Below are 21,052 nucleotides of genomic sequence, written 5' to 3' on the forward strand. Positions count from 1 at the left end.
TTTGTATTTGTTGAAAGTGTTTCTAGCGCGTATTTTGCCAGAAATTACCGGAGGCAAACGATATTGCCCCAGGGCTCTCCCTTAGCCTTTCAGCGTCTGTTCCAGGACGTGCAGTTCGTGATTCAGCTCGGCAAGCTTCGCCCGGTCCTGGGCGATCTTGCGCACCGCGTGCAACACCGTGGTGTGGTCGCGGCCGCCGAACAGTTCGCCGATCTCGGGCAGGCTCTTTTGCGTCAGCTCCTTGGCCAGGTACATAGCGATCTGGCGCGGGCGGGCGATGTTCGCCGGCCGGCGCTTCGAGTACATGTCCGCGACCTTGATGTTGAAAAAGTCCGCCACCGTCTTCTGGATGTTTTCCACCGAGATTTGACGGTTCTGCACCGACAACAAATCCTTCAGCGCTTCCTTGACGATGTCGATCGTGATTTCCTTGCCGTGGAAGCGCGAATACGCCAGGATCTTGCGTAGCGCGCCTTCCAGTTCGCGCACGTTCGAGCGCAGGTGCTTGGCCACGAAAAACGCCACGTCGTCGTTCAGCGTCACGCCTTCGGACTGTGCTTTCTTGAGCAGGATCGCCACCCGCATTTCCAGTTCCGGCGGTTCGATCGCCACCGTCAGGCCCGAGTCGAAACGGGAGATCAGGCGGTCGTCCATGCCCGTGATCTCCTTAGGATACGTGTCGCTGGTGATGATGATCTGCTTCTTCGCAGCGATCAGCGCTTCGAACGCATAGAAGAACTCTTCCTGCGTGCGGCTCTTGCCGCCGAAGAACTGGATATCGTCGATCAGCAGCATGTCCAGCGAGTGGTAATAATGCTTGAAGTCGTCGAAGCCCTTGCGCTGGTAGGCGGTCACCACGTCGCGCACGTACTGCTCGGCGTGGATGTAGCGGATGCGCGCGCCCGGCTGGTCGGCCATGACCTGGTTGCCAATGGCATGGATCAGGTGGGTCTTGCCCAGGCCCACGCCGCCATAGAAGAACAGCGGGTTGTACGACACGCCCGGGTTGTTGGCGACCTGGATCGCGGCGGCGCGCGCCAGCTGGTTGGCCTTACCGGTCACGAAGCTGTCGAACGTCAGGTCCGGGTTGATGCGGCTCTGTTCGCGCTTGGGCGAGTTGGCGACGTTGACGTTGCCCGGCGCCGGCGGCGCGGGCGGCTCGGCCACGGCATTGACCGCCGCTGCCGCTACCGAGTGGCCGGCGGGGCCCATCGGTTTCTTGGCCGGGTTGTTCTTGGGGTCGAGCACGAACTGCACCTCCACCGGCGCCTCCCAGTACTGGCAGGCGAGGGCGGTGATGCGGGCGGCGAACTGCGTCTTGACCCAGTCGAGCTTGAAGCGGTTCGGCGCGGCGACGCGCAGCTTGCCGTCTTCGTAATCGAGGGCGACCAGCGGTTTGATCCACGCGCTAAACTGCTGCGGCGTCAGTTCGAGTTCGAGCTGCGCGGAACAGGTCTGCCAAAAGTTTTCCATACATCGACCAATTGATACGTAACACTCTATTTTACATGTCTTGGCGCGAGTTATCCACAGGCACGTCGCGATTTTTCCACCGGTGCGCTCTGCTTGCATCGGCGGCCCCGGCGGTGTAGGGAAAGGCGCGGATAGGACACACCGGCCTTGACAGTCCGATCGAAAATGCTGTCTAATTCAGGGTTCCCTATCTCCGTGCCATGTCAAGCAGTCAACTTGCTCGACCGTGTGACGGGAGAAAAGAGTATCAGCTGTGGCGTGACGCTGGCTTAACCATCTGCGAACTGTCATTGGCGCCGAATCCTGACGAGACGTCAGACCGATTTTGCATATTAATTAATTTGCTTTAAGCGAGACCACCATGAAACGTACTTACCAACCTTCCGTCGTCCGTCGCAAGCGTACGCACGGCTTCCGCGCACGTATGGCTACCCGTGGTGGCCGCCAAGTCCTGAACGCTCGCCGTGCCAAGGGCCGCAAGCGTCTGGCTGTATAAGGCAGCCAAGCGCCGCATCGACCGCGCTCGGCCATGACAGCCGAAAGGTCCCACGACTACGCGCGCGTTCGGCGCATCGTTAAAACGGATGAGTTTTCATCCGTTTTTCGTTTGCGGCCGACCCAAAAAACCGCGCATTTCGTGCTCTACACCCGGCCCAACCAGTTGCCGCACGCGCGGCTTGGCGTGGTCGCGGCCAAGCGTTTTGCTCCGCGCGCGGTGACGCGCAACACCATCAAGCGCGTCTCGCGGGAGCTGTTCCGCGTCACCCCGTTGCCCGCCATCGATTGCATCGTGCGCCTGGCGCGCCCGGTCAACGCCAAGGACGGTCCGGCCACCGGGCGCGCGCTGAAGGCGGCGCTGCGTAGCGAGCTGGCGCGCCTGTTCGCCTTGCAGCAGCCGCGCGGCGCCCGGCCGCCAGCGCCAAAGGCTGCTGCCGGATCATGAAACGCGTGCTTGTCTGGCTGTTGCGCGGGTATCAGCTGTTGCTGTCCCCGATGCTCGGGCAGAACTGCCGTTTCTACCCGTCCTGTTCCAATTACGCGATCGAGGCGCTGCAAAGGCACGGCGCCGCGCGTGGCGGCTGGCTGGCTGTGCGCCGCGTCTGCCGTTGCCATCCGTGGAATCCCGGCGGCCTCGACCCGGTGCCGCCCGCGCCCCACGAGTCTTCTACAGCCGCTTGCGGTTGCAACCACTCCTGATCAAGACCTCAATGGAAATTAATAAACGTACCATCCTGTGGATCGTGTTCGCCGTATCACTGGTAGTTCTGTGGAACGACTGGATGGTGTCGAACGGTAAGCAGTCGATGTTCTCGTCCGCGCCCCCGGCCAAGGTCGCCACCGCGCCCGCGGCCAAGCCGGCCGACGTACCGGCGGCGGGCACTGCCGCGGGCACCGCCGTGCCGGGCGCAGCTGAAGCTGCCGCTCCGGTCCAGACCCATATCGTCACCATCACGACCGATGTCGTGAAGGCCGAGATCGACACCGCCGGCGGCGTGATCAAGCGCCTCGAACTGCTGAAGTACCGCGACGCCCAGGATCCGACCAAGAACCAGGTGCTGTTCCACGTCGGCGGCAATGACGTGTACATCGCCCAGACCGGCCTGATCGGCCAGACCCCGGCCGGCGCCTTGCCGAACCACAACACTCCGTTCGTCGCGCGTCCGGGTCCGCGTTCGCTCGATAGCAACGACCAGGTGCAGCTGGTGCTCGACGCGGAGCAGGGCGGCGTCAAGCTGACCAAGACCTTCACGTTCAAGCGCGGCGACTACGTGATCGGCGTGCGCCACGACGTGACCAACCTGACCGACGCGAAGATCGACCCGTCGCTGTATCTGCAGATCGAGCATGACGGCAACAAACCGCCTGGCGACTCGTTCTTCATGAGCAGCTACACCGGTCCGACCCTGTACACCAGCCAGGACAAGTACCAGAAGCTGACCTTCGAGAAGATCGAGAAGGGTACGGCCGAGCACAGCCTGAAAGCCAAGGACGGCTGGTTCGCGCTCTCGCAGCACTTCTTCGTGTCGGCATTCATTCCGCCGGAGGGTGAGGCGCGCGACATCTACACCAAGAAGGTCGGCAACAACCTGTACGCGATCGGCAACATCCTGCCGCTGGGCCCCATCGCGCCGGGCGCTACCGTGTCGAACGACGAGCGCTTGTACTCGGGTCCCCAGACCGAAAGCGTGCTGGAGAAAGTTGCGCCGGGCCTGGAGCTGGTCAAGGACTACGGCATGCTGACGGTCATCGCCAAGCCGATGTTCTGGGTCATGGAAAAGATCCATGGCGCGCTCGGCAACTGGGGCTGGACCATCATCGCGTTCACCATCCTGATCAAACTGCTGTTCTTCCCGCTGTCCGCAGCCGGCTACCGCAGCATGGCCAAGATGAAAGTGGTGGCGCCGAAGATGCAGGCGATCCGCGAGCGCCACAAGGATGACCCGGTCAAGATGAACCAGGCCACGATGGAGCTGTACAAGTCGGAGAAGATCAACCCGCTGGGTGGCTGCCTGCCGATCCTGGTGCAGATGCCGGTGTTCATCGCGCTGTACTGGGTGCTGCAGGCCTCGGTCGAAATGCGTGGCGCGCCGTGGATCGGCTGGATCCACGACCTGACCGCGCCGGACCCGTTCTTCATCCTGCCGATCCTGTATGCGATCTCGATGTTCCTGACGCAGAAGATGAACCCAGCCCCGGCTGATCCGGTGCAGGCGAAGATGATGCTGTTCATGCCGCTGGTGTTCTCGGTCATGTTCTTCTTCTTCCCGGCTGGCCTGGTGCTGTACTGGGTGGTGAATAACCTGATCTCGATGGCGCAGCAGTACGTGATCACCAAGAAGCTGATGCCGGCAAAATAATCCGGCCGCTGGCGAGAAACAAGCCCGTGCCCCGCACGGGCTTTTTTATAGGCTATGTCCCGCTAAGTGTGGGTCCACGCACGTCGTAGGGGGCGCGGGGCCGCCGAGGACCTGTGCGCACGCGGTACGGTTGAATGCCGTTGGCTCCGGTACGCACACGTACCGCGTGCGCACTTGTGCGCACCCTACGCCTTCGGTAAGCATCTGCGGTGGCGCGTAGCTTCGAGCGCGCGCTACTGCGCCTGGTAAATAACTTACAATTCCCCCATGAAGCTTGATACCTCCCCCATCGCCGCCATCGCCACCGCACCGGGGCGCGGCGGCATCGGCGTCGTGCGCGCCTCCGGCAAGAACCTCGGCCCGCTGATCGAGACGCTGTTCCCCGGCGCCAAACTCGCGCCGCGCCATGCCACCTACATCCCGTTCACGTCCGCCAGCGGCGAGGTGATCGACCAGGGCATTGCGCTGTACTTCAAGGCGCCGCATTCGTACACGGGCGAGGACGTGCTCGAGCTGCAAGGCCACGGCGGGCCGGTGGTGCTGCAGATGCTGCTCGCGCGCGTGCTGGAAGCGGGCATGGCATCCGGCCTGCGCCTGGCCGAACCGGGCGAATTCACCCGCCGCGCCTACCTGAACGACAAGCTGGACCTGGCCCAGGCCGAGGCGGTCGCCGACCTGATCGACGCCTCGACCGAAGCGGCCGCGAGGTCGGCGTCGCAGTCGCTGTCCGGCGCGTTCTCGCAGGTGGTGCACAAGCTGGTCGACCAGACCATCAACCTGCGCATGCTGGTCGAGGCGACGCTCGATTTCCCGGAAGAGGAAATCGACTTTCTCGAAAAGTCGGACGCGCGCGGGCAACTGGCCGCCATCGTCGAATCGCTCGACCACGTGTTCCGCCAGGCGGCGCAGGGCGCGCTGCTGCGCGAAGGCCTGAACGTGGTGCTGGTGGGGCAGCCGAACGTCGGCAAGTCCTCGCTCCTGAACGCGCTGGCCGGTTCGGACGTGGCAATCGTCACCCCGATCGCGGGCACTACCCGCGACAAGGTGACGGAAACCATCCAGATCGAGGGGATCCCGCTCAATATCATCGACACTGCCGGCATCCGCACGGTGGACGAGGGCATCGACGTGGTCGAGCGCATCGGCATCGAGCGCACCTGGGGCGAAGTCGGCAAGGCCGACGTGATCCTGCACCTGCTGGACGCGAGCCTGGGGCCGAGCCGCGCCGACGAGGAGATCGTGGCCGCGTTCCCGGCCAACGTGCCGGTCGTGTGCATCTGGAACAAGATCGACCTGTCCGGCCACCGGCCCGCGGTCGAGCCGGCCGAGGATGCGACTTACATCTACCTGTCGGCACACGAAAAGCTCGGCATCGACTTGCTGCGCAAGGAGCTGCTGCGCATCGCCGGCTGGCAGCAGACAGGCGAGTCGCTATACCTGGCCCGCGAGCGTCACCTCATCGCGCTGCGCTCCGCGCGCAGGCACCTGGACGTCGCAGCCGAGCACGCCGCTCAGAACGACCAGTCGCTCGACCTGTTTGCCGAAGAGCTGCGCCTGGCGCAGGACCAGCTGTCGAGCATTACCGGGGAGTTCACGCCGGACGATTTGCTCGGTGTGATCTTCAGCCGCTTCTGTATCGGCAAGTAGAGCGGAACGGCCTCGGGCGGGCTTTAGAATGACCGCCCGTCGACCGGCACTCGTTTGAGCGACGACAGGTCCAGGTCCTCAAGGCAACGCACGTTGACCGCCACAGTTTCTGCTCCGGAACGATCCGTGCCGTTAGCAAACGGAGCGCAGCCGCAGGTCGGGCAGAACCGGTGCTTGATGACGTGGCGGTTGAAGGTGTAGGTCGACAGAGGGGCTTCCGGTGTGTTCAGCGTGAACTGAGTGGCCGGAACGAACCACAGCAAATAGCCCTTGCGGCTGCAATGCGAGCAATTGCATTCCAACGCTTCGCCCAGGCTGCCTTCGACTTCGAAGGCGATCTGCCCGCAGTGACAGCTTCCTTTGTATTGCATATTCTTCTCCTGACAATGGGACGGCGAATTTCGGAAAGTAAGCTGAACAAAATAGTAACAGAAGCGGTCGCGCTCATCCGATCCGTGCGCACTTTAAGAAGGTAACGGGACGTAAGCGGGGCGGTCAGTGTGGCATTGTTGTGCTAGTCTTTTCGTATCGAACCCAAGCGGAAAGGCAAGCGATGGCAACCAACAGCGTTGGAGCAAACAGGCGGCGCTTTGGCATGGCGCTGGCGGCAATGGCAGCCTGCGCCATGCTGGCCTCGTGCGCAAGTTTCGTCGGGCCGCGCGAGGTCGACATCCCGCTCTACCGGCTGCAGGCAGGGCTGGACCGCCATTTCCCGCTCGACAATCGTGCACTGGAGCTGTTCGACATTCAGCTGTCGCGCCCCGAGCTGGCCATCCTCCACGACCGCGACCGGGTGGGCCTGACGATGCGGGCTGACGTGGCGCCATTCTTCCTGCGCCAGTCGTGGCATGCCAGCCTGACGCTCTCCGGGCGCTTGTACCTTGACCCGTCGCGCAATGGGGTGTTCATGGCGGAGCCGAGCGTCGACCACCTTGCGATCGACGGCGCTGACGACATGAACCAGCGCCAGTTGACCAAGGTCGCCAACCTGGTGCTCGACAAGGTGGTGCGCGACGTGCCGCTGTACTCGTTCCACATGGAAGACCTGAGCTACGCCGGCGTGCAGTTTGTACCGACCAGCATTCGGACGGTCCCCGGCGCATTGCGGGTGCGCCTGGAGCCGGTCAAATAGGGTGACTAAGGCATTCTCCCCGACTGGGTTGACGCGGGAGGTGTGCCGGAGAGGGGGGCGACAGGTTTGGCAGACAGTGCAGTCACAATGATGCCTGTCGCAGTGACGCCTACTGCTGTTATGGCAATCACTGTCCCGATCATCCACTTGATCAGATCATTGATCCTCTTCTCCATCTTCGCATCCGCTTCGGCGAATTGCATCTGAACTTTCGCGAATTGTGCCTGCATCCGCGCATCCGCCTCCGCGAATTGCGCCTGAACCTTCTTGTCCGCCTCCGCAAACTGCATCTGAACTTTCGCAAATTGCGCCTGGACCTTGTTGTCAGCCTCCGCGAATTGCATCTGAACTCTCGCGTCCGCCTTGGCGAATTGCACCTGAATCCTCGCCTCCGCCTCCGCGAATTGTGCCTGAACCTTCGCGCCCGCTTCCGCGAATTGCACCCGCATCTTCGCGTCCGCCTCCGCGAACTGCACTTGGGTCCTCGCATCCGCCTGTGCAAAGCGCGTGTCGATGTGCTGCTCGATCGTCCCGAGCCGCGCGTCCAGTTCTTCTCTGGTCAGTTCGTTCATGTCCATGTTTGATTGTCGCTGCTTAGATACGACCGGGTCGTCCACGGTTCGGAACGTGCGCGCCTTCCGTTATCATTCCGCTATGATTTTTCGCAGTTGCATTCGCCGATGGGACGCGCCTGTGACGACGTCATACGGAGGGTGTGGCTGCTTTTACTCCACAATGGCCTGTCGATAATGACAGCATTGCAGAGCCAGGGGATTGAGCGCAAACTGGGGCTTCCACAACTGTCAAGGCAACTTCGACAGTACGGTGTCTACGCTTGAGCTTTATCATGCCCAAGGTATTCCGCTGAAGTAATCTTGCTTTTGTGACGTGCAGCCGGGTAGGGGGTCTATCGTGGAATCGATACAGGAGAGTTTGCCGGATAAGAACGCGGCTGCCGAGCCGCTGGTCGCCGGCGCAGTGCGCGCAATTCCTTCGCGGCAGAGCTTGCCGGCCAAGGGTTCGTGCTGGTACTGCGAAAAGCCGCTCGACGCCGTGCGTCGCTTCTGCGGCAAGACTTGCGCCTCCGCTTTCGACGAAGAAGCGGAATACACGCGTTGAACGGTGCGCTGGCCGGCCCGGCGTTATCGGGCGTTGGCGTTCCCGTCGAGCAGGCGCAATGCCCGCTCGTAATCGAATTCATTGATCGATGCCGCGACCTCATTCGTTCGCGCGGCGCCCAGCATTTGCACCAGCGCCGCCCGCGCTTCCCCCACCAGTTCCACAGCGGCGCCGTCACCCGTGTCCAGCAACGCGCGCAGCCGCGCCAGCACCTCGCCTGAGGGAGCCGGTGCGGGGCATGACGCCTCGGACGTGCTTTCGGCGCTCGCGAGTATCGTGTCGACTTCCCGCATCACGCGCGCAAGCTCCGCATCCATCAGGTCGAGTTCCCGCTGACAGCCCTCGCGCGGCGCGCGCAGTGACTGCTCGAGCAGGAACGCGCGCTGCTGCAATTCGTTTGCCTCGATCATACCCGCCGCACCCTTGAGCGTATGCGCGAGCCGCTCGGCGGCCTGCACATTGTCAGCCGCGAGCGCGGCGCGGATCGAACCGCTGGCCGACAGGTAGTTGCTGCGGAACCGGGCGAGCAGGCGAATGAACATCGACCGGTCGCCCATCATCCGCTCGATCCCGGCCGCGACGTCGATCGCGGCGGGATCAATGCCCGCGTCCGCGCGCGGCGCACGGCCTGGGCGCATTGTGCTCACCTCGTCGTGAACGACCAGTTCCGGCTGACCGGGGCGCCATTCACCGTGCCGGAGAAGCTTACGTCATAGGTCGTCCCCGAGGCGAGCGGCGAGAGCGGGATGATCGACGCCGCGTAATCGGGCGTCTCCGGGTCGCCGGCCTTCGCGAGCAGCCTCACCGCCAGGTCGCCGCCGCCATGTGGGCGCACCGAGAAGATTTGCACCGTCAGCTTGGAATCCAGGTTGGTGTGGACGCTGATCGGGTAGCCCACTTCGTTCCGGTCGGGGACCGGGTCCGGTGTCTCGTAGTCGCTGAAGAAGTTGGGCGTGACCTGGGTCTGTCCGTTAAATGGCCAGGTCACGATCGATCCGGACGCGATCCCGCGGCCAAAGCCGCCGCGCGACCCGAAGTCCGCCGTGAAGTAGGAATAGCCGGACGAGGTGGTGGCCGCGCCGGTGCCGATCTCTTTGAACATGGGCTCGAAAATCACGAAGCGGTGGTAGATCGCCGTGATCAGCTCCTCCGCCATGTAGGCGCCCGACTTGCTGCTGGTGGCCGAGATCACCTCGCCGATCGCATATCCGTTGACCGGGATGGTATAGCCGGCATTGTTCATGCGGGTGAGCAGATCGGCGCCGGTGAAGCCTGGTTTTTTCGGGTCCTGCGTGTGCGTCACGTAGTTGTTGGTGCGCTGGTATTCCGAGTGCCCAAGCGCCGCCACGTTAATCTGCACGTTCTCCGCCACTTGGGGAACGCCTGCCTGGGCGCGCCGGTAGTTGATCCAGTTCCGGCCATCGACCGCGATGTTGCCGGTGCTCGCCGGCGCGTTCGGATCGGTCGTGGCGACGGGGGGCGGTGGCGGGCTCACCGCGCTGCTGTCGGCGCTGATGCCGGTGCTGCTGCCACTGTCGCCGCCGCAGGCGGTGAATGCCAAAGCGGTCACGCACCCCGCCACAATCGTTCGCAAGCGAAGCAATCCGCTCATGACAAGACTCCTGTAAATACAAAAAAAGCGAAGCCCCAATTCTAGGGCAAATCCAAAATTGATGAGTGGCTTAGCGAAGCGACACGAGCCTGATGCGGCCCACTGTAGAATATCCCATTGAACCCTTTTGTTCGCTTCCTGTTGGATCAAAAAATTTGAGAACCACACCCCGAAAGCGTCTCGCGCGCGCCAAGTTTGCCTTGCCAAGCCTTGTCACCCTGCTGTCGATCGCATGCGGTTTTGGCAGCATTGTCATCTCCGTCGACAACGCACCGATCGGCGATCCTGACGATTACCGGCTGGCGGCGATCCTGCTGGTGCTGGCCGGCGTGTTCGATGCGCTGGACGGCTTCGTCGCGCGCGCGACCAATACCCAGTCCGCATTCGGCGTGCAGCTCGATTCGATCGCGGACGTGATGAATTTCGGCTGCGCGCCCGGCCTGCTGCTGTACTGCTACGGGTTTGCCCAAATGAGCGTCTCGCACCCGACCCTCGTGCGCATGGGCGGGCTGGCCTGCTTCGTGTTCGTCGCCTGCGGCGCATTGCGGCTGGCGCGCTTTAACATCAGCGTCGGCCGCACCGATCCGCGCTACTTCGTCGGCATGCCGATCACCGCCGGCGCGGCATGTGTGGCCTCCGTGGTGGTCGCCTGGCCCGAGCCGCTTACCACGATGGCCCAGGGCTTCCTGCTGATGGCGCTGATGATCGGCGTCGGCGCGCTGATGGTGTCGACGCTGCGCTTCCCCAGCTCCAAGCAGCCGAAGAACAAACTCCTGTTCGTGCTGCTCGCGGTCTGCGTCCTGTTGTTGATTTGGCTGCGCACGCGCTTTTTTGTCCTGTTCTTCCTGTTGTACATTGGTGCCACCCTGCTGCTGAACCTCGCGTGGCGCGGCGGCTGGCGCGGGATCGCGCCGCCAAAAGTGTACGACGAGCAGGCATAATACGTAGGGTGCGCACCTGTGCGCACGCGGTACGTGTCCAGGCCGGCGCCAACGGCATTCACCCGTACCGCGTGCGCACAGGTCCTCGGCGGCCCCGCGCCCCCTACGATCGCATACATCGCGGGTTACGGCCTCTTAGGCGAATTTGTCCAGCAGCGCCGCCAGATGCTCGGCGCTGGAGCGCGCCTGTTCCAGGTCAGGCGCCTGCCCGCTCTGGGTGACGATGCTGGCCGCGAGCAGCTGCACGAACGAGCGGTCCAGCGCCTTGCGCGCCGCAGCCATCTGCTGCGCCACAGCGTCGCAATCGGACGGCTGCTCGGCCAGCGCGATCAGCTTTTGAATGCCGCGCAGCTGGCCCTCGACGCGCGCCAGCCGGTTCAGCAGGTCCTTCTTCTGCTGGTGGGTCAGCGCGGGTCCTTCGACGATCCTCAAAGGTTCGGCCATGGCGCTTCCTTACGCGACCTCGTGGCCGCGAGCCGCACGCAGGATGGCGAACCAGTCGTTGCGCGAGAGGGTGAAGGTGGTGCCGGCGACCGCTACCCCGATCGCCTCGATGCGGCCGCTGCCGGTGAGCGGGATCGGGCGGCTGGGCAGCTGCATAATCCACGAGAACACCACGCTGGCGAACGGCTGCTTGATGCGATCGGCCACTTCCTTGATCACCAGGCGCAGGTTCTCGGCATTGGTATCGTTGGACGTGAACAGGCGCCCGCCGCCCAGCGGCGACCAGACCATCGGCGCGACGCGCAGGTCCTGCAGGCCGTCGAAGGTCTCGTCGAACATCGGGGCCAGGTGCAGCGGGGAGAACTCGACCTGGTTGGTGGCCAGCTCGATGCGGCGACCCAGCGACTCGAACTGGTTGCGGCTGAAGTTCGACACGCCGAAGTGCAGCACCTTGCCCGCCTTTTTCAGCGAGGAGAAGGCTTCGGCGATCTCGTCGAAGTCCATCAGCGGGTCAGGGCGGTGGATCAGCAGCAGGTCGAGGTGGTCGGTGTGCAGCTGGCGCAGCGATTCCTCGGCCGAGGCCACGATATGCGCGGCCGTGGTGTCGTAGTGCTGGAGCGTTTGTTCGGGGCGCATTGGCGACACCAGCCTGATGCCGCACTTGCTGACCAGTTCGATGCGGTCGCGCAGCGAGGGCTGGGCGCGCAGCGCCTCGCCGAACAGGCCCTCGACGCTATAGTTACCGTAGATATCGGCGTGGTCGAAGCTGGTCACGCCCAGCGCCACGCACTGTTCGATGAAGACCACGCGCTGCTCCACCGACATGCCCCATTCGGCCATCCGCCACATGCCGGCGACGACGCGTGACAGTTCCAGTCCGCCCTGGCGCATCGCGATGCGCGGGCAGGACAGATCGGTGGGCGGCGCGTAGTTCATGGTATGGGCCGCCGGCGGCTTATTTCAGCCACAGGCGCATCGAGTCCCACGCACGGCCGAAGATGCTGGCCTGCGACACCTCTTCCAGTGCCACCACCGGCAGGGCCAGCAGCGGTTTGCCGTCGACCATCATCTTGAGCGTGCCGACCTGGCCGTTCTGCGGCAGCGGCGCCACCAGCGGGTCTTTGCGCTCGAGCACCGGCTTCATCTTCTGGGCCACGCCCTTGGGCACGGTCACCAGCACGTCGTTGGTAAAGCCGATCTTCACGGTCGACTTCGAGCCCTTCCACACTTCCGGCGTCGCGATCGCCTGGCCCTTCGAGTACAGCTTGACCGTGTCGAAGTTCTGGAAGCCCCAGTTCAAGAGCTTCTGGCTTTCGGCGGTGCGGGTGCCGTCCGTGTTGGCGCCCGAGAGCACCGAAATCAGGCGGCGCTCGCCGGCCGGGCCGTTGGGGCGGCGTGCCGACGCAATCATGGAATAGCCGGAGGCCTCGGTGTGGCCGGTCTTCATGCCGTCCACCGTCGGGTCGAGCCACAGCAAGCGGTTGCGGTTCTGCTGGCTGATCTTGTTATAGGTGAACGTCTTGACCGAGTCGATCTTGTAAAACTCGGGGAAGTCCTTGATCACGTGCGTGGCCAGGATCGACAGGTCGCGCGCGGTCGAGTAGTTTTCCGGGCTCGGCAGGCCGTGCGGGTTGGCAAAATGGGTATTTTTCAGGCCCATGCGCTGGGCTTCGTGGTTCATCAGGGTCACGAAGGTGCCTTCGTCGCCGGCCACTGCCTCGGCCAGTGCGACCGCCGCGTCATTACCCGACTGCACCATCAGGCCGTACAGCAGATCGTTGATCTTGACCGGGGTGGCGGGGTCGATGAACATCTTTGAACTGCTGCCGTCCACTTTCCACGCGCGGACCGACACGTTCACCATCTGGTCGAGCGTGATCTTTTTGTCGCGCAGCGCCTGGAACACCACGTAGGCGGTCATCACCTTGGTCAGCGAAGCCGGTTCGATGCGCATGTCGGCGTCTTGCGAGGCGATTATCTGGCCGCTGGTCGCGTCGAGCAGGGTCCAGGAACGGGCCGCAATCTGCGGCGCAGGAATGGTTTGCGCGCTGGCAGTCGACATCAGCAGCACGCTGGCGGCCACGGCCGCAATCATTTTTTTCATGGGAGCAAAAGTAGTCAACATCGCGGTGCGCGGGCAATACTCGGAAGCATTGCCCAGAAAGAAGAAGACCCATTATAGGCCAGCGTGCACTGCAAATGTCACCGACGCCACATCTGGACGACAAGATTTTTAATGTGCCCGAGCTTTCGGTGGAAAAAGTGGTCTGCGCCGGGAATCACGATCACGGGCAGGTCTTGCGGGCGCGCCCAGTCAAAGACCTGGGTGAGCGTGATGGTGTCGTCCTGTTCGCCGTGGATCAGGATCGTGTCGGCGGGAACCTCGGGCATCGGCCACTTGCCGGCAGCGGCGCCGACCAGCACCAGGCGCTCGGCGGGGCGGTTTTGAAAGATCAGGCGCTGCTGGAACTGGGCCTGGACGAAGGTGCCGAACGAAAAGCCGGCGAGCGCGACCGGCAGTCCCGGATACTGTTCCTGCATGTAATCGAACATCACGCCCATGTCGTCGACTTCGCCGCGGCCAACGTCGTGCACGCCTTCCGATTCGCCCACGCCGCGGAAATTAAAGCGGGCCGTCACGTAGCCGAGCGCGACAAAGGTGCGCACCAGGGTTTGCACCACCTTGTTTTCCATCGTGCCGCCGTACAGCGGGTGCGGGTGCGCCACCAGGGCAACACCGCGCGGGGCGCCTTCGGGCAGGTCGAGCAGGCATTCCATCTTGCCTGCAGGGCCAGTCAGGTAAAACTTCTTCGAATTCTTGTTCAGTAACATGGATCAGATTTTCAGTCGGTCGACTACCTCGCCCTTGAGTAGGTGGGAGTCGATGATTTCGTCGATGTCGTCAGTGTCGACATAGGTGTACCAGGTGCCTTGCGGGTAGACCACCACGACCGGGCCTTCCTCGCAGCGGTCCAGGCAGCCGGCCTTGTTGATGCGTACCTTGCCGGCGCCGTTCAGGCCAAGTTCCTTGACGCGCTTCTTGGCGTGCTGCTGCGCGTCGAACGCGCCGCACTTGCCGCAGCTTGGGCGGCTTCCGTCTTCACGCACGTTAGTGCAGAAGAACACGTGGTACTGGTAAAAAGGGTTGTCGTTCATGTCATTCTCGATCGGAAGGAGTGCGCGGTCCAGCGTGGCCATCCGCAATGATACGTCTTATTGACGATTGAGTTTGTGCGACGGCAGCAGCAGGAACCAGAGCACGCAGAACGGCCACAGCAGCGACAGGAACTGCGCCGCGCCATTGAAGTTGAGGAATTTCCCTTGCACCCAACTTTGTAAGGTTGCCATGAAGTACGGGTTCACCGGAATCGAGTTGACCACGATCAGGGACAAGAGCAGCGTGAGCACGGCCAGCCGGCGCTGCGCCACCGGCGGCGCGAACGCCAGGCCGGTCAGCATGATCAGGCCGATCAGGAAGCCCCCTTCGGCGCCCGGGGTGACCCAGACGAAGGCGTTATCGGGCGTGAACAGCAGCGCGGTGGCGAGCGTCTTGACCAGCAGCGCGCTCCCCAGCATGGCCAGCATCAGCAGGTAGCGCGGTGCGTTATTGCGCGTCAGGCACAACAGGGTCAGCGCGGCGCCGGTCATGCCGCACGCCGTGATGATGGTCTCGGACAGCCAGTACTGCTCGACCGTCATTTCGCGCCCGCCGCGCAGCAGCGCCACCAGGTCGATGTTGGTGTCGAGCCATTCGGACAGCCAGTCCGAGATGATCGGCAGTACCTGGCCGTGGCCGAACAGGTAGCCCTGCGGGTAGATCTGGGCCAGCGGCCACAGCGCCAGCAGCACCAGCCCCTGGCTCGCATGCGGCGCAAACCAGTGCCGGCGCAGGCGATTCAGGCGTCCCTGGTCGAGCAGCGAACGGGCGCACAAGACGCCGAGCACCGCGCCGATCAGGCAGCCGGCCGAATTGGTCAGCAGGTCGAGGTTGGAAGGAATCCGGCTGGGCAGGAAGCTCTGCACGGTCTCCATCGTGCCCGAGACCAGGATGCCGGCCAGCGCGGCGGCCAGCACCGCCCAGGCGCCGCGCACCTTCGGGTACATCGACAGCACCAGCAGCACGCCGAACGGGATGTAGCCGACCACGTTGACCGCCGCGTCGAAGCCGGTCCAGTAGCGCGGCGGCGTCAGGTTCAGGAAGGCGAACGGCGACTGCCCGTTGTTGTGCCAGCCGGAGAACGGGAACCAGCTGGCGTAAACGATCAGCAGAAAGTACGCCACCAGCGTAGCGCGGGAGATCGGCGAGCCTTGGCGGGGCGTTTCGTTTTCCGTCATCGTGTATTCAGGTTCAGGCCGCCCAGCCAGGCGACGATGCCGGACGCCGCGGCGTCGGTGCTGGCCGCCAGCGCGCGGGCGCCGCCGGCGGCATCCAGCGTGGGCGCGGCGGTAACGTGGCTGAAGGTGCGCTGGTCGAGCAGCGCATGGCCGTAAAACAGCGAGGCGCGCAACACCAGCTGGCCCTCGCTCTGGGCCGGGCTGGCGAAGGCGTGGATGAAGTCGTCGACCTCGACGCGCAGGATCGGCACGCCGACCGGGGCATCGGATGGCGAGAGCACCTTCACGCCCGCCTGCGCCAGGCGCGACTTGAGGCGCTGGGTGACCATCTGCAGCGGGCTGGTGCTCCAGCGGCTGTTCGCATACGAGCGCGCCTGCAGCGCATCGGCGTAGTTCAGGCGGTAGAACATGCGCTCGCTGTCCAGGGCGGCCGAGCCGGTGGCGTCGGTCACCACCAGCGCCGGCAGTGGTGCCTGCGGCGGATCGGCCATGGCGGCCGCCGGCGCGGCAGAACCGAAGTCGAACAAGGTGGTGGACTGGCTGCTCTTGCCGCCGGCGCAGCCGGCCAGCAGCAGGCAGGCCAGGAGGATGCTGGACAATCTACGGTTCACGATGATCCTCATTTGGTCGGAGGGACGAAGCCGGGCTCGCCCGGCCCGGGCTGGGTATTCGGCGCGCCGAACAGGATGCTTTGCGGGCGGTCGGACAGGGCGGTCGCGGTGCGCTTGACCGCGCGCAGCGAGGACTTGGCCTCGTCGGTCATGTCGTTCACGTGCGGCAGCGTCTGCAGTTCGAGCTCGTTGGTCACGCCCACGAGCGAGCCGCCGACCTTTTCGATGGCGCCGTTCAAACGCGCGATTGGGCCGTCCGGCGCCTGCAGGCTTGTCCCCAGGCGGTCGAAGTTGCGCATGGTGCTGGTGGCGCTGGTTGTCATGTCGTCCAGCTTGTCGGTCAGCGCGGGCAGGCGGGCCAGGGTCGGTTCGAGCTTTTGCGGAATCGCGGCGTAGGCCTGGGCAGCCTTGCCGATGTTATCGAACGCGCCGACCATGATCCGCTGGTTCTCGGGGCTCATCAGCTTGTCCAGGCCTGTGGCAATCCGTTCGGTCTTTTCCAGGATCGCCAGGCCCCGTTTCTCGAGCTGGTCCAACAGGCCCGGGCGCAGCGGGATGCGGCCCGGGTGGCGCGGATCGCTGCGCAGCAGGGGCGAGCCGGTGCGGTCGTCGTCAAGCTGCACGAAGGCGATGCCGGTCACGCCCTGGTAGCCGAGGCTGGCGAAGGTGGTGGTGGTGATCGGCGAGCCGGCATCGACCGAGAGCTTGACCAGGATCTGCCCGGTCACCTGCGGGTCGAACATGATGTCGTCCACGCGCCCCACCTCCAGCCCGCGGTAGCGCACCACCGCCTGCGGGTTCAGGCCCGGGATCGACTGCGTGGTGACGATCTCATACGGCACCTTCTCGGTGCGGTCGCGGTTGAGCCAAAGCCCGACCAGCACCGCGGCGATCAGCAGCGCGATCGTAAAGAAGCCCGTCATCAGGGCATGCGATCTGCTTTCCATGTCACTTCTCCGATTCCTGGCCGGCCTGGCGCTGTTCGAGCACCTCGAGCGCGCGCCGGCCGCGCGGCCCCAGGAAGAATTGTTTGATGAACGGATGGTCCACCTTCAGCACGTCGCACACCGGACCGACCGCGATCACGTGCTTGTCCGCCAGGACCGCGATGCGTGACGATAGCGCAAACAGCGTGTCCAGGTCATGCGTCACCATCACCACCGTCAGCTTCAGCTCCGCGTGCAGGGTCTGGATCAGCTCCACGAACGAGTCGGACAGGTCCGGATCCAGGCCGGCGGTCGGCTCGTCCAGGAACAGCAGCTGCGGCTCGAGCGCGAGCGCGCGCGCCAGCGCGGCGCGTTTGATCATCCCGCCCGAAAGGTCGGAAGGCATCTTGTTCGCATGTTCCGCCCCCAGGCCCACCATCTCCATCTTGAGCAGCACGGCGGCGCGGATCACCTCCTCGGGCAGGGCGCGCAGCTCGCGCATCGGCAGCGCGATGTTCTCGAATACGGTCAGCGCGGAATACAGCGCGCCGTGCTGGAACAGCATACCCCAGTGGTTGCGCATGTGGCGCAGCTGGTCTTCGCCGGCGGCCGTGATGTCCTCGCCGAACACGCGCACGGTGCCGCGCGCCGGGTGCTCCAGCCCCAGCATCTGGCGCAGCAGCACCGTCTTGCCGGTGCCCGACCCGCCGACGATGCTGAGGATCTCGCCGCTGTAAATGTCCAGGTTCAGGTCCTGGTGCACCACGGTGCGGCCAAAGCGCGTCAGCAGGTCGCGGATCTGCACCACTGGCGGGCCGACATCCTCGGTCGGGCGCCGGTTCAGGCGTTGCGGATCGCGTTTTGGTTTGGCCTCGTTCATCAGAAGAACCCGACTTCGTTGAAGACGATGGCGAACACCGCGTCGGCCAGGATCACGACGGTGATGGCGGTGACCACGGAGGTGGTGGTGCCGCGTCCCAGGCTTTCGGTGTTGGGCTTGATGCGCAGGCCAAAGTGGCACGACACCAGCGCGATCAGGATGCCGAACGTGACACCCTTGAGCAGGCCAATCGTGTAGTTGATCGCCGGGACGGCGCTGGGCAGCTTCTGGATGAAGTAGCGTGCCGACAGGTGCAACTCGATGTTGGCCGAGACCATGCCGCCGATGAGCGCCATGGCGTCGGTCCACACGACCAGGAGCGGCATCGATATCGCGAGCGCGATCACCTTGGGCATGATCAGGCGGTAGCCGTGCGAAATGCCCATGACCAGCATCGCATCCAGCTCTTCGGTCACGCGCATCACGCCCAGCTGGGCGGTGATCGACGAACCGGAACGGCCCGCGACCAGGATCGCCGCCAGCAGCGGGCCCAGTTCGCGGATCACGGCCATGCCCAGGATGTTCACGAGGTAGATATCGCCGCCGAACATGCGCAACTGCTGGGCCGACAGGTACGACAGCACCACGCCGATCAAAAAGCCCACCAGCGCCGTGATGCCAAGCGCCTGGAAGCCGGAATGGAAGATATTGGCCGAGATTTCGCGCCAGGGACCCCTGACCGGTTGGCGCAGAAGGCGCCCGAAGTCCAGCACCAGGCGCCCGATAAGGAGCACAAAACCGTGCAGGTGCTCGAAGAACGACAGGATGCCGGCGCCCAGCGCGACCACCCAGTTAAGGTGGCTGGTTCGGTGATGCGGCAGTTCGTAACTGCCGGTCTGCTCGATGCGGTTGAACAGTTCTTCCTGGCGCGCGTCCAGCTTGAGCTGGTCGGGGCGCTGCTTGCCCCACGCATTCCAGAACATCTGGGCCCCGATGTGGTCCAGGCTCACAATCTGCGACAGGTCCCAGGCGAGGCCAGGATTATCCTTCAGCTCCCGCAGCTTTTTATTGAGCGACTTGAGCACGCCTTTCTGGCATAGCCCGTGCACTTGCCAAACTCCGCGTGCCACGACAGATTGCATCGCGCCATCGTCGCGATGATCGATGATTAACGTTGGCTCGTTATCAAGCTGCATTGCAGCAGTGTAAAAGACTTTCGCCGCGGCCGCCACAGGCGACACAGTAGCGTGCTCAAGCGACCAGATGGCGCAGCTGTCTTTCGGGCGCCGCCGCGGTTGGCTTCGCTTTTTCGGCGGGGCTGTCGGCGCGCCCCGCATAATCGCTCGCAATCAGGGCGGCAGCTTCGTCTTTTGCCATGCCGCGCTGCTGCAGCCACTCCTTGACCAGATTCGCCAGCCTGTCGAGCGCAATGCGGTGGGTGGCATCGGTCCTGGTGTACATCCAGTCCGAGAAGGTCATGAAATTGTCGAAAGGATGGGCGCCTAGCAGATGGGGGATCGTGTTCGTGAAGCGGCCGGAGTTGGCAACCAGGTCCCAATAGCGGGCAAAGCGCACCAAGCGTTGCATGGTAGCAAAGTCGATCAGGTTCGTCGCCAGGATGGTATAGGGCGGATACGGATCATAGACCATGCCGAACGGCTCGGTATGACGGATGATCGGGGTGCCGCGCAGGCGCTTGAGGATGCCGAACTGGATTTCATGCGCCCCCAGGCCCACGAGCTTGTCGAAACCGCGCGCAAAACTGGCGACGTCTTCGCCTGGCAAACCCGCAATCAGGTCGACATGCATATGGGCGTGCGAATGCTCGCACAGCCAGCGGATATTGTCGGCGGCCTTGGCGTTGTCCTGGCGGCGGCTGACCAGGGCCTGCACTTCCGGGTTGAAGCTCTGGATGCCGATTTCGAACTGCAGGGCGCCGGGCGGGAATTTGGAGATCGTCTCTTTCAGTGCTTCCGGCAGGTGGTCGGGTACCAGTTCAAAATGGGCATAGACCGGATCGCCGGGATTGGCCGCCAGCTTGTCCAAAAAGAACTGCATGATGCGTTGGCTCGTCTTTACATTCAGGTTGAAGGTCCGATCGACGAACTTGAACAGGCGCGCTCCACGCGCGTGCAGTGCCTCGAGTTCATCCAGGAACGCGTCGAGCGGAAATGGCCAGGCCGTCTTGTCCAGTGAAGACAGGCAGAATTCGCATTTGAACGGGCAGCCGCGCGAGGCCTCTACATAAATGGTGCGGTGGGCGATGTCTTCAATCGTATAAAACTTGTACGGCAGAGCGATCTCTCCCATGGGCGGCTGCTGGCCAGCGTGGACCTTCATCAGCGGCTTTGGCCCGTTCAGGATCTGGGCGCACAATTGCGGGAAAGTGATATCACCCCAGCCGGTGATCACGTAATCGGCCAGCTTGACGGCGGCCTGCTCATTGGTTTCGTGCGATACCTCGGGTCCGCCCAGCACAACCGTCACCTCGGGGGCCACGCGCTTGAGCATGGCGATGACCTTCGTCGTTTCTTCGACGTTCCATATATAGATGCCGAATCCGACGATCCGGGGCTTGTGCGCCAGCAGACGTTCGACCACCTCGGTGGTCTTGGCGCCGATTACGAACTCATGCAGCTTCGTCTGTGCCTGCAGTTCGCCCATGTTCGCCAGGAGATAGCGCAGTCCCAGTGAAGCATGGGCATAGCGGGCATTCAGGGTGGAAAGCAGGATAGTCATGAGCAGGGAAGGTGGGCGGCAAAGCGGTCATTGTACGCCGCCCCTGTCGGGTGCCGCACAATTGCGCGGAACCGCTTGCAAGGTGGGGCCGGAATTTGCTATAGTTCCGTCCCTCGCGAGAAACACGCAACAAATCAACAGGTTGCGAAGGACTCATGAGGGAGCGTCGAAATGATGCTGAGAAAATGAAGTTGACGAATATTTCGAAACGCTGCATAATCTCACTTCTCTGCTGCTGACGAACAAAACGATTCGCAGAGCGCAGCAAAGCAGTACTACAGAACACGGTTCTTTAACAATCAACAGTCGATAAGTGTGGGCGTTTGATGAAGGTGCCAGCTGGCTTCGGTCAGCTGATTACTTAAAAAATCAAATGTTCACAAAAAATACGAACC

General features: G+C 63.4%; 24 protein-coding genes. 8 read left to right on the forward strand and 16 right to left on the reverse strand.

Annotation, left to right across the window (positions count from 1 at the left end; translation table 11 throughout):
• Positions 1 to 81: 81 nt before the first annotated feature.
• Complete coding sequence (gene dnaA, locus E4O92_RS14595; protein ID WP_135190465.1) at positions 82 to 1,473, reverse strand: chromosomal replication initiator protein DnaA; 1,392 nt, start codon at positions 1,471 to 1,473, stop codon at positions 82 to 84.
• Between the two features lie 361 nt (positions 1,474 to 1,834).
• On the opposite strand from dnaA, the gene rpmH reads away from it, so the two are divergent.
• The 5 genes from rpmH to mnmE all read left to right on the forward strand — a co-directional run bounded on the left by rpmH (position 1,835) and on the right by mnmE (position 5,978).
• Positions 1,835 to 1,969, forward strand: a complete 135-nt coding sequence (gene rpmH / locus E4O92_RS14600) for a 50S ribosomal protein L34 (RefSeq protein WP_040378179.1) — start codon at positions 1,835 to 1,837, stop codon at positions 1,967 to 1,969.
• A 33-nt stretch (positions 1,970 to 2,002) separates the two neighbouring features.
• Positions 2,003 to 2,416: a ribonuclease P protein component gene (gene rnpA / locus E4O92_RS14605; RefSeq protein WP_135190466.1), complete on the forward strand. Its 414-nt coding sequence runs from the start codon at positions 2,003 to 2,005 to the stop codon at positions 2,414 to 2,416.
• Complete coding sequence (gene yidD, locus E4O92_RS14610; protein WP_135190467.1) at positions 2,413 to 2,670, forward strand: membrane protein insertion efficiency factor YidD; 258 nt, start codon at positions 2,413 to 2,415, stop codon at positions 2,668 to 2,670. The genes rnpA and yidD overlap by 4 nt, the downstream gene beginning before the upstream one ends.
• Before the next feature lie 11 nt (positions 2,671 to 2,681).
• The gene (yidC, locus tag E4O92_RS14615; protein WP_135190468.1) at positions 2,682 to 4,331 is read left to right on the forward strand and encodes a membrane protein insertase YidC; all 1,650 of its coding nucleotides are present in this window, start codon (positions 2,682 to 2,684) and stop codon (positions 4,329 to 4,331) included.
• Between the two features lie 267 nt (positions 4,332 to 4,598).
• Complete coding sequence (gene mnmE / locus E4O92_RS14620; RefSeq protein ID WP_135190469.1) at positions 4,599 to 5,978, forward strand: tRNA uridine-5-carboxymethylaminomethyl(34) synthesis GTPase MnmE; 1,380 nt, start codon at positions 4,599 to 4,601, stop codon at positions 5,976 to 5,978.
• Positions 5,979 to 6,001: 23 nt separating this feature from the next.
• Here the strand turns inward: mnmE and E4O92_RS14625 are convergent, their stop codons facing one another.
• Positions 6,002 to 6,349 carry a GFA family protein gene (locus E4O92_RS14625; RefSeq protein WP_135190470.1) on the reverse strand — a complete coding sequence of 116 codons (348 nt, stop codon included), beginning with the start codon at positions 6,347 to 6,349 and terminating at the stop codon, positions 6,002 to 6,004.
• A 182-nt stretch (positions 6,350 to 6,531) separates the two neighbouring features.
• Here E4O92_RS14625 and E4O92_RS14630 point away from each other — a divergent pair, with 182 nt between their 5' ends.
• Complete coding sequence (locus tag E4O92_RS14630; protein WP_229483377.1) at positions 6,532 to 7,110, forward strand: DUF1439 domain-containing protein; 579 nt, start codon at positions 6,532 to 6,534, stop codon at positions 7,108 to 7,110.
• Between the two features lie 5 nt (positions 7,111 to 7,115).
• Here E4O92_RS14630 and E4O92_RS14635 read toward each other — a convergent pair whose 3' ends face one another.
• The gene (locus tag E4O92_RS14635; RefSeq protein WP_135190471.1) at positions 7,116 to 7,682 is read right to left on the reverse strand and encodes a flotillin family protein; all 567 of its coding nucleotides are present in this window, start codon (positions 7,680 to 7,682) and stop codon (positions 7,116 to 7,118) included.
• Between the two features lie 340 nt (positions 7,683 to 8,022).
• Between E4O92_RS14635 and E4O92_RS14640 the strand changes: the two genes are divergently transcribed.
• A complete protein-coding gene (locus tag E4O92_RS14640) occupies positions 8,023 to 8,229 on the forward strand; it encodes a hypothetical protein (RefSeq protein ID WP_135190472.1) in 207 nt (68 codons plus the stop codon).
• A gap of 23 nt (positions 8,230 to 8,252) precedes the next feature.
• On the opposite strand, the gene E4O92_RS14645 is transcribed toward E4O92_RS14640, so the two are convergent.
• Complete coding sequence (locus E4O92_RS14645) at positions 8,253 to 8,867, reverse strand: Hpt domain-containing protein (protein ID WP_135190473.1); 615 nt, start codon at positions 8,865 to 8,867, stop codon at positions 8,253 to 8,255.
• A gap of 5 nt (positions 8,868 to 8,872) precedes the next feature.
• Complete coding sequence (locus E4O92_RS14650) at positions 8,873 to 9,841, reverse strand: CAP domain-containing protein (protein ID WP_135190474.1); 969 nt, start codon at positions 9,839 to 9,841, stop codon at positions 8,873 to 8,875.
• A 200-nt stretch (positions 9,842 to 10,041) separates the two neighbouring features.
• Here E4O92_RS14650 and pssA point away from each other — a divergent pair, with 200 nt between their 5' ends.
• Entirely contained in the window at positions 10,042 to 10,782 is a 741-nt protein-coding gene (gene pssA, locus E4O92_RS14655) for a CDP-diacylglycerol--serine O-phosphatidyltransferase (protein ID WP_370660010.1), read from the forward strand.
• 135 nt (positions 10,783 to 10,917) lie between these two features.
• Here the strand turns inward: pssA and E4O92_RS14660 are convergent, their stop codons facing one another.
• From E4O92_RS14660 to E4O92_RS14710, 11 genes are all read right to left on the reverse strand, one after another.
• Positions 10,918 to 11,226, reverse strand: a complete 309-nt coding sequence (locus E4O92_RS14660) for a metal-sensitive transcriptional regulator (RefSeq protein ID WP_135190476.1) — start codon at positions 11,224 to 11,226, stop codon at positions 10,918 to 10,920.
• Between the two features lie 9 nt (positions 11,227 to 11,235).
• A complete protein-coding gene (locus E4O92_RS14665; protein WP_135190477.1) occupies positions 11,236 to 12,162 on the reverse strand; it encodes an aldo/keto reductase in 927 nt (308 codons plus the stop codon).
• Positions 12,163 to 12,181: 19 nt separating this feature from the next.
• Positions 12,182 to 13,330, reverse strand: coding sequence for a D-alanyl-D-alanine carboxypeptidase family protein (locus E4O92_RS14670; protein WP_135190478.1), 1,149 nt, complete (start codon positions 13,328 to 13,330; stop codon positions 12,182 to 12,184).
• A gap of 98 nt (positions 13,331 to 13,428) precedes the next feature.
• A complete protein-coding gene (locus E4O92_RS14675; RefSeq protein WP_370660011.1) occupies positions 13,429 to 14,058 on the reverse strand; it encodes an alpha/beta hydrolase in 630 nt (209 codons plus the stop codon).
• 3 nt (positions 14,059 to 14,061) lie between these two features.
• Complete coding sequence (locus tag E4O92_RS14680; RefSeq protein WP_135190479.1) at positions 14,062 to 14,382, reverse strand: (2Fe-2S) ferredoxin domain-containing protein; 321 nt, start codon at positions 14,380 to 14,382, stop codon at positions 14,062 to 14,064.
• 57 nt (positions 14,383 to 14,439) lie between these two features.
• On the reverse strand, positions 14,440 to 15,561 hold the full coding sequence (locus tag E4O92_RS14685; protein WP_135190480.1) for a VanZ family protein: 1,122 nt from the start codon (positions 15,559 to 15,561) through the stop codon (positions 14,440 to 14,442).
• Entirely contained in the window at positions 15,558 to 16,172 is a 615-nt protein-coding gene (locus E4O92_RS14690; RefSeq protein WP_307721749.1) for an ABC-type transport auxiliary lipoprotein family protein, read from the reverse strand. The genes E4O92_RS14685 and E4O92_RS14690 overlap by 4 nt, the downstream gene beginning before the upstream one ends.
• Before the next feature lie 8 nt (positions 16,173 to 16,180).
• Complete coding sequence (locus E4O92_RS14695; protein WP_135190482.1) at positions 16,181 to 17,119, reverse strand: MlaD family protein; 939 nt, start codon at positions 17,117 to 17,119, stop codon at positions 16,181 to 16,183.
• 1 nt (position 17,120) lies between these two features.
• A complete protein-coding gene (locus E4O92_RS14700) occupies positions 17,121 to 17,978 on the reverse strand; it encodes an ABC transporter ATP-binding protein (protein WP_135190483.1) in 858 nt (285 codons plus the stop codon).
• The gene (locus tag E4O92_RS14705; protein ID WP_135190484.1) at positions 17,978 to 19,114 is read right to left on the reverse strand and encodes an MlaE family ABC transporter permease; all 1,137 of its coding nucleotides are present in this window, start codon (positions 19,112 to 19,114) and stop codon (positions 17,978 to 17,980) included. The genes E4O92_RS14700 and E4O92_RS14705 overlap by 1 nt, the downstream gene beginning before the upstream one ends.
• Positions 19,115 to 19,169: 55 nt before the next feature.
• On the reverse strand, positions 19,170 to 20,657 hold the full coding sequence (locus tag E4O92_RS14710) for a B12-binding domain-containing radical SAM protein (protein WP_135190485.1): 1,488 nt from the start codon (positions 20,655 to 20,657) through the stop codon (positions 19,170 to 19,172).
• Positions 20,658 to 21,052: the final 395 nt, after the last annotated feature.

Origin of the sequence: Massilia horti (genome assembly GCF_004614195.1) — a bacterium.
In the GTDB taxonomy this organism is placed as follows: Bacteria; Pseudomonadota; Gammaproteobacteria; order Burkholderiales; family Burkholderiaceae_D; genus Telluria; species Telluria horti.

Coding starts and splice junctions, on each gene's coding strand:
- dnaA (WP_135190465.1), bottom strand. CDS start 1,473: ATGGAAAACTTTTGGCAGACCTGTTCCGCGCAGCTCGAACTCGAACTG.
- rpmH (WP_040378179.1), top strand. CDS start 1,835: ATGAAACGTACTTACCAACCTTCCGTCGTCCGTCGCAAGCGTACGCAC.
- rnpA (WP_135190466.1), top strand. CDS start 2,003: ATGACAGCCGAAAGGTCCCACGACTACGCGCGCGTTCGGCGCATCGTT.
- yidD (WP_135190467.1), top strand. CDS start 2,413: ATGAAACGCGTGCTTGTCTGGCTGTTGCGCGGGTATCAGCTGTTGCTG.
- yidC (WP_135190468.1), top strand. CDS start 2,682: ATGGAAATTAATAAACGTACCATCCTGTGGATCGTGTTCGCCGTATCA.
- mnmE (WP_135190469.1), top strand. CDS start 4,599: ATGAAGCTTGATACCTCCCCCATCGCCGCCATCGCCACCGCACCGGGG.
- E4O92_RS14625 (WP_135190470.1), bottom strand. CDS start 6,349: ATGCAATACAAAGGAAGCTGTCACTGCGGGCAGATCGCCTTCGAAGTC.
- E4O92_RS14630 (WP_229483377.1), top strand. CDS start 6,532: ATGGCAACCAACAGCGTTGGAGCAAACAGGCGGCGCTTTGGCATGGCG.
- E4O92_RS14635 (WP_135190471.1), bottom strand. CDS start 7,682: ATGAACGAACTGACCAGAGAAGAACTGGACGCGCGGCTCGGGACGATC.
- E4O92_RS14645 (WP_135190473.1), bottom strand. CDS start 8,867: ATGCGCCCAGGCCGTGCGCCGCGCGCGGACGCGGGCATTGATCCCGCC.
- E4O92_RS14650 (WP_135190474.1), bottom strand. CDS start 9,841: ATGAGCGGATTGCTTCGCTTGCGAACGATTGTGGCGGGGTGCGTGACC.
- E4O92_RS14660 (WP_135190476.1), bottom strand. CDS start 11,226: ATGGCCGAACCTTTGAGGATCGTCGAAGGACCCGCGCTGACCCACCAG.
- E4O92_RS14665 (WP_135190477.1), bottom strand. CDS start 12,162: ATGAACTACGCGCCGCCCACCGATCTGTCCTGCCCGCGCATCGCGATG.
- E4O92_RS14670 (WP_135190478.1), bottom strand. CDS start 13,330: ATGAAAAAAATGATTGCGGCCGTGGCCGCCAGCGTGCTGCTGATGTCG.
- E4O92_RS14675 (WP_370660011.1), bottom strand. CDS start 14,058: ATGTTACTGAACAAGAATTCGAAGAAGTTTTACCTGACTGGCCCTGCA.
- E4O92_RS14680 (WP_135190479.1), bottom strand. CDS start 14,382: ATGAACGACAACCCTTTTTACCAGTACCACGTGTTCTTCTGCACTAAC.
- E4O92_RS14685 (WP_135190480.1), bottom strand. CDS start 15,561: ATGACGGAAAACGAAACGCCCCGCCAAGGCTCGCCGATCTCCCGCGCT.
- E4O92_RS14695 (WP_135190482.1), bottom strand. CDS start 17,119: ATGGAAAGCAGATCGCATGCCCTGATGACGGGCTTCTTTACGATCGCG.
- E4O92_RS14700 (WP_135190483.1), bottom strand. CDS start 17,978: ATGAACGAGGCCAAACCAAAACGCGATCCGCAACGCCTGAACCGGCGC.
- E4O92_RS14705 (WP_135190484.1), bottom strand. CDS start 19,114: ATGCAGCTTGATAACGAGCCAACGTTAATCATCGATCATCGCGACGAT.
- E4O92_RS14710 (WP_135190485.1), bottom strand. CDS start 20,657: ATGACTATCCTGCTTTCCACCCTGAATGCCCGCTATGCCCATGCTTCA.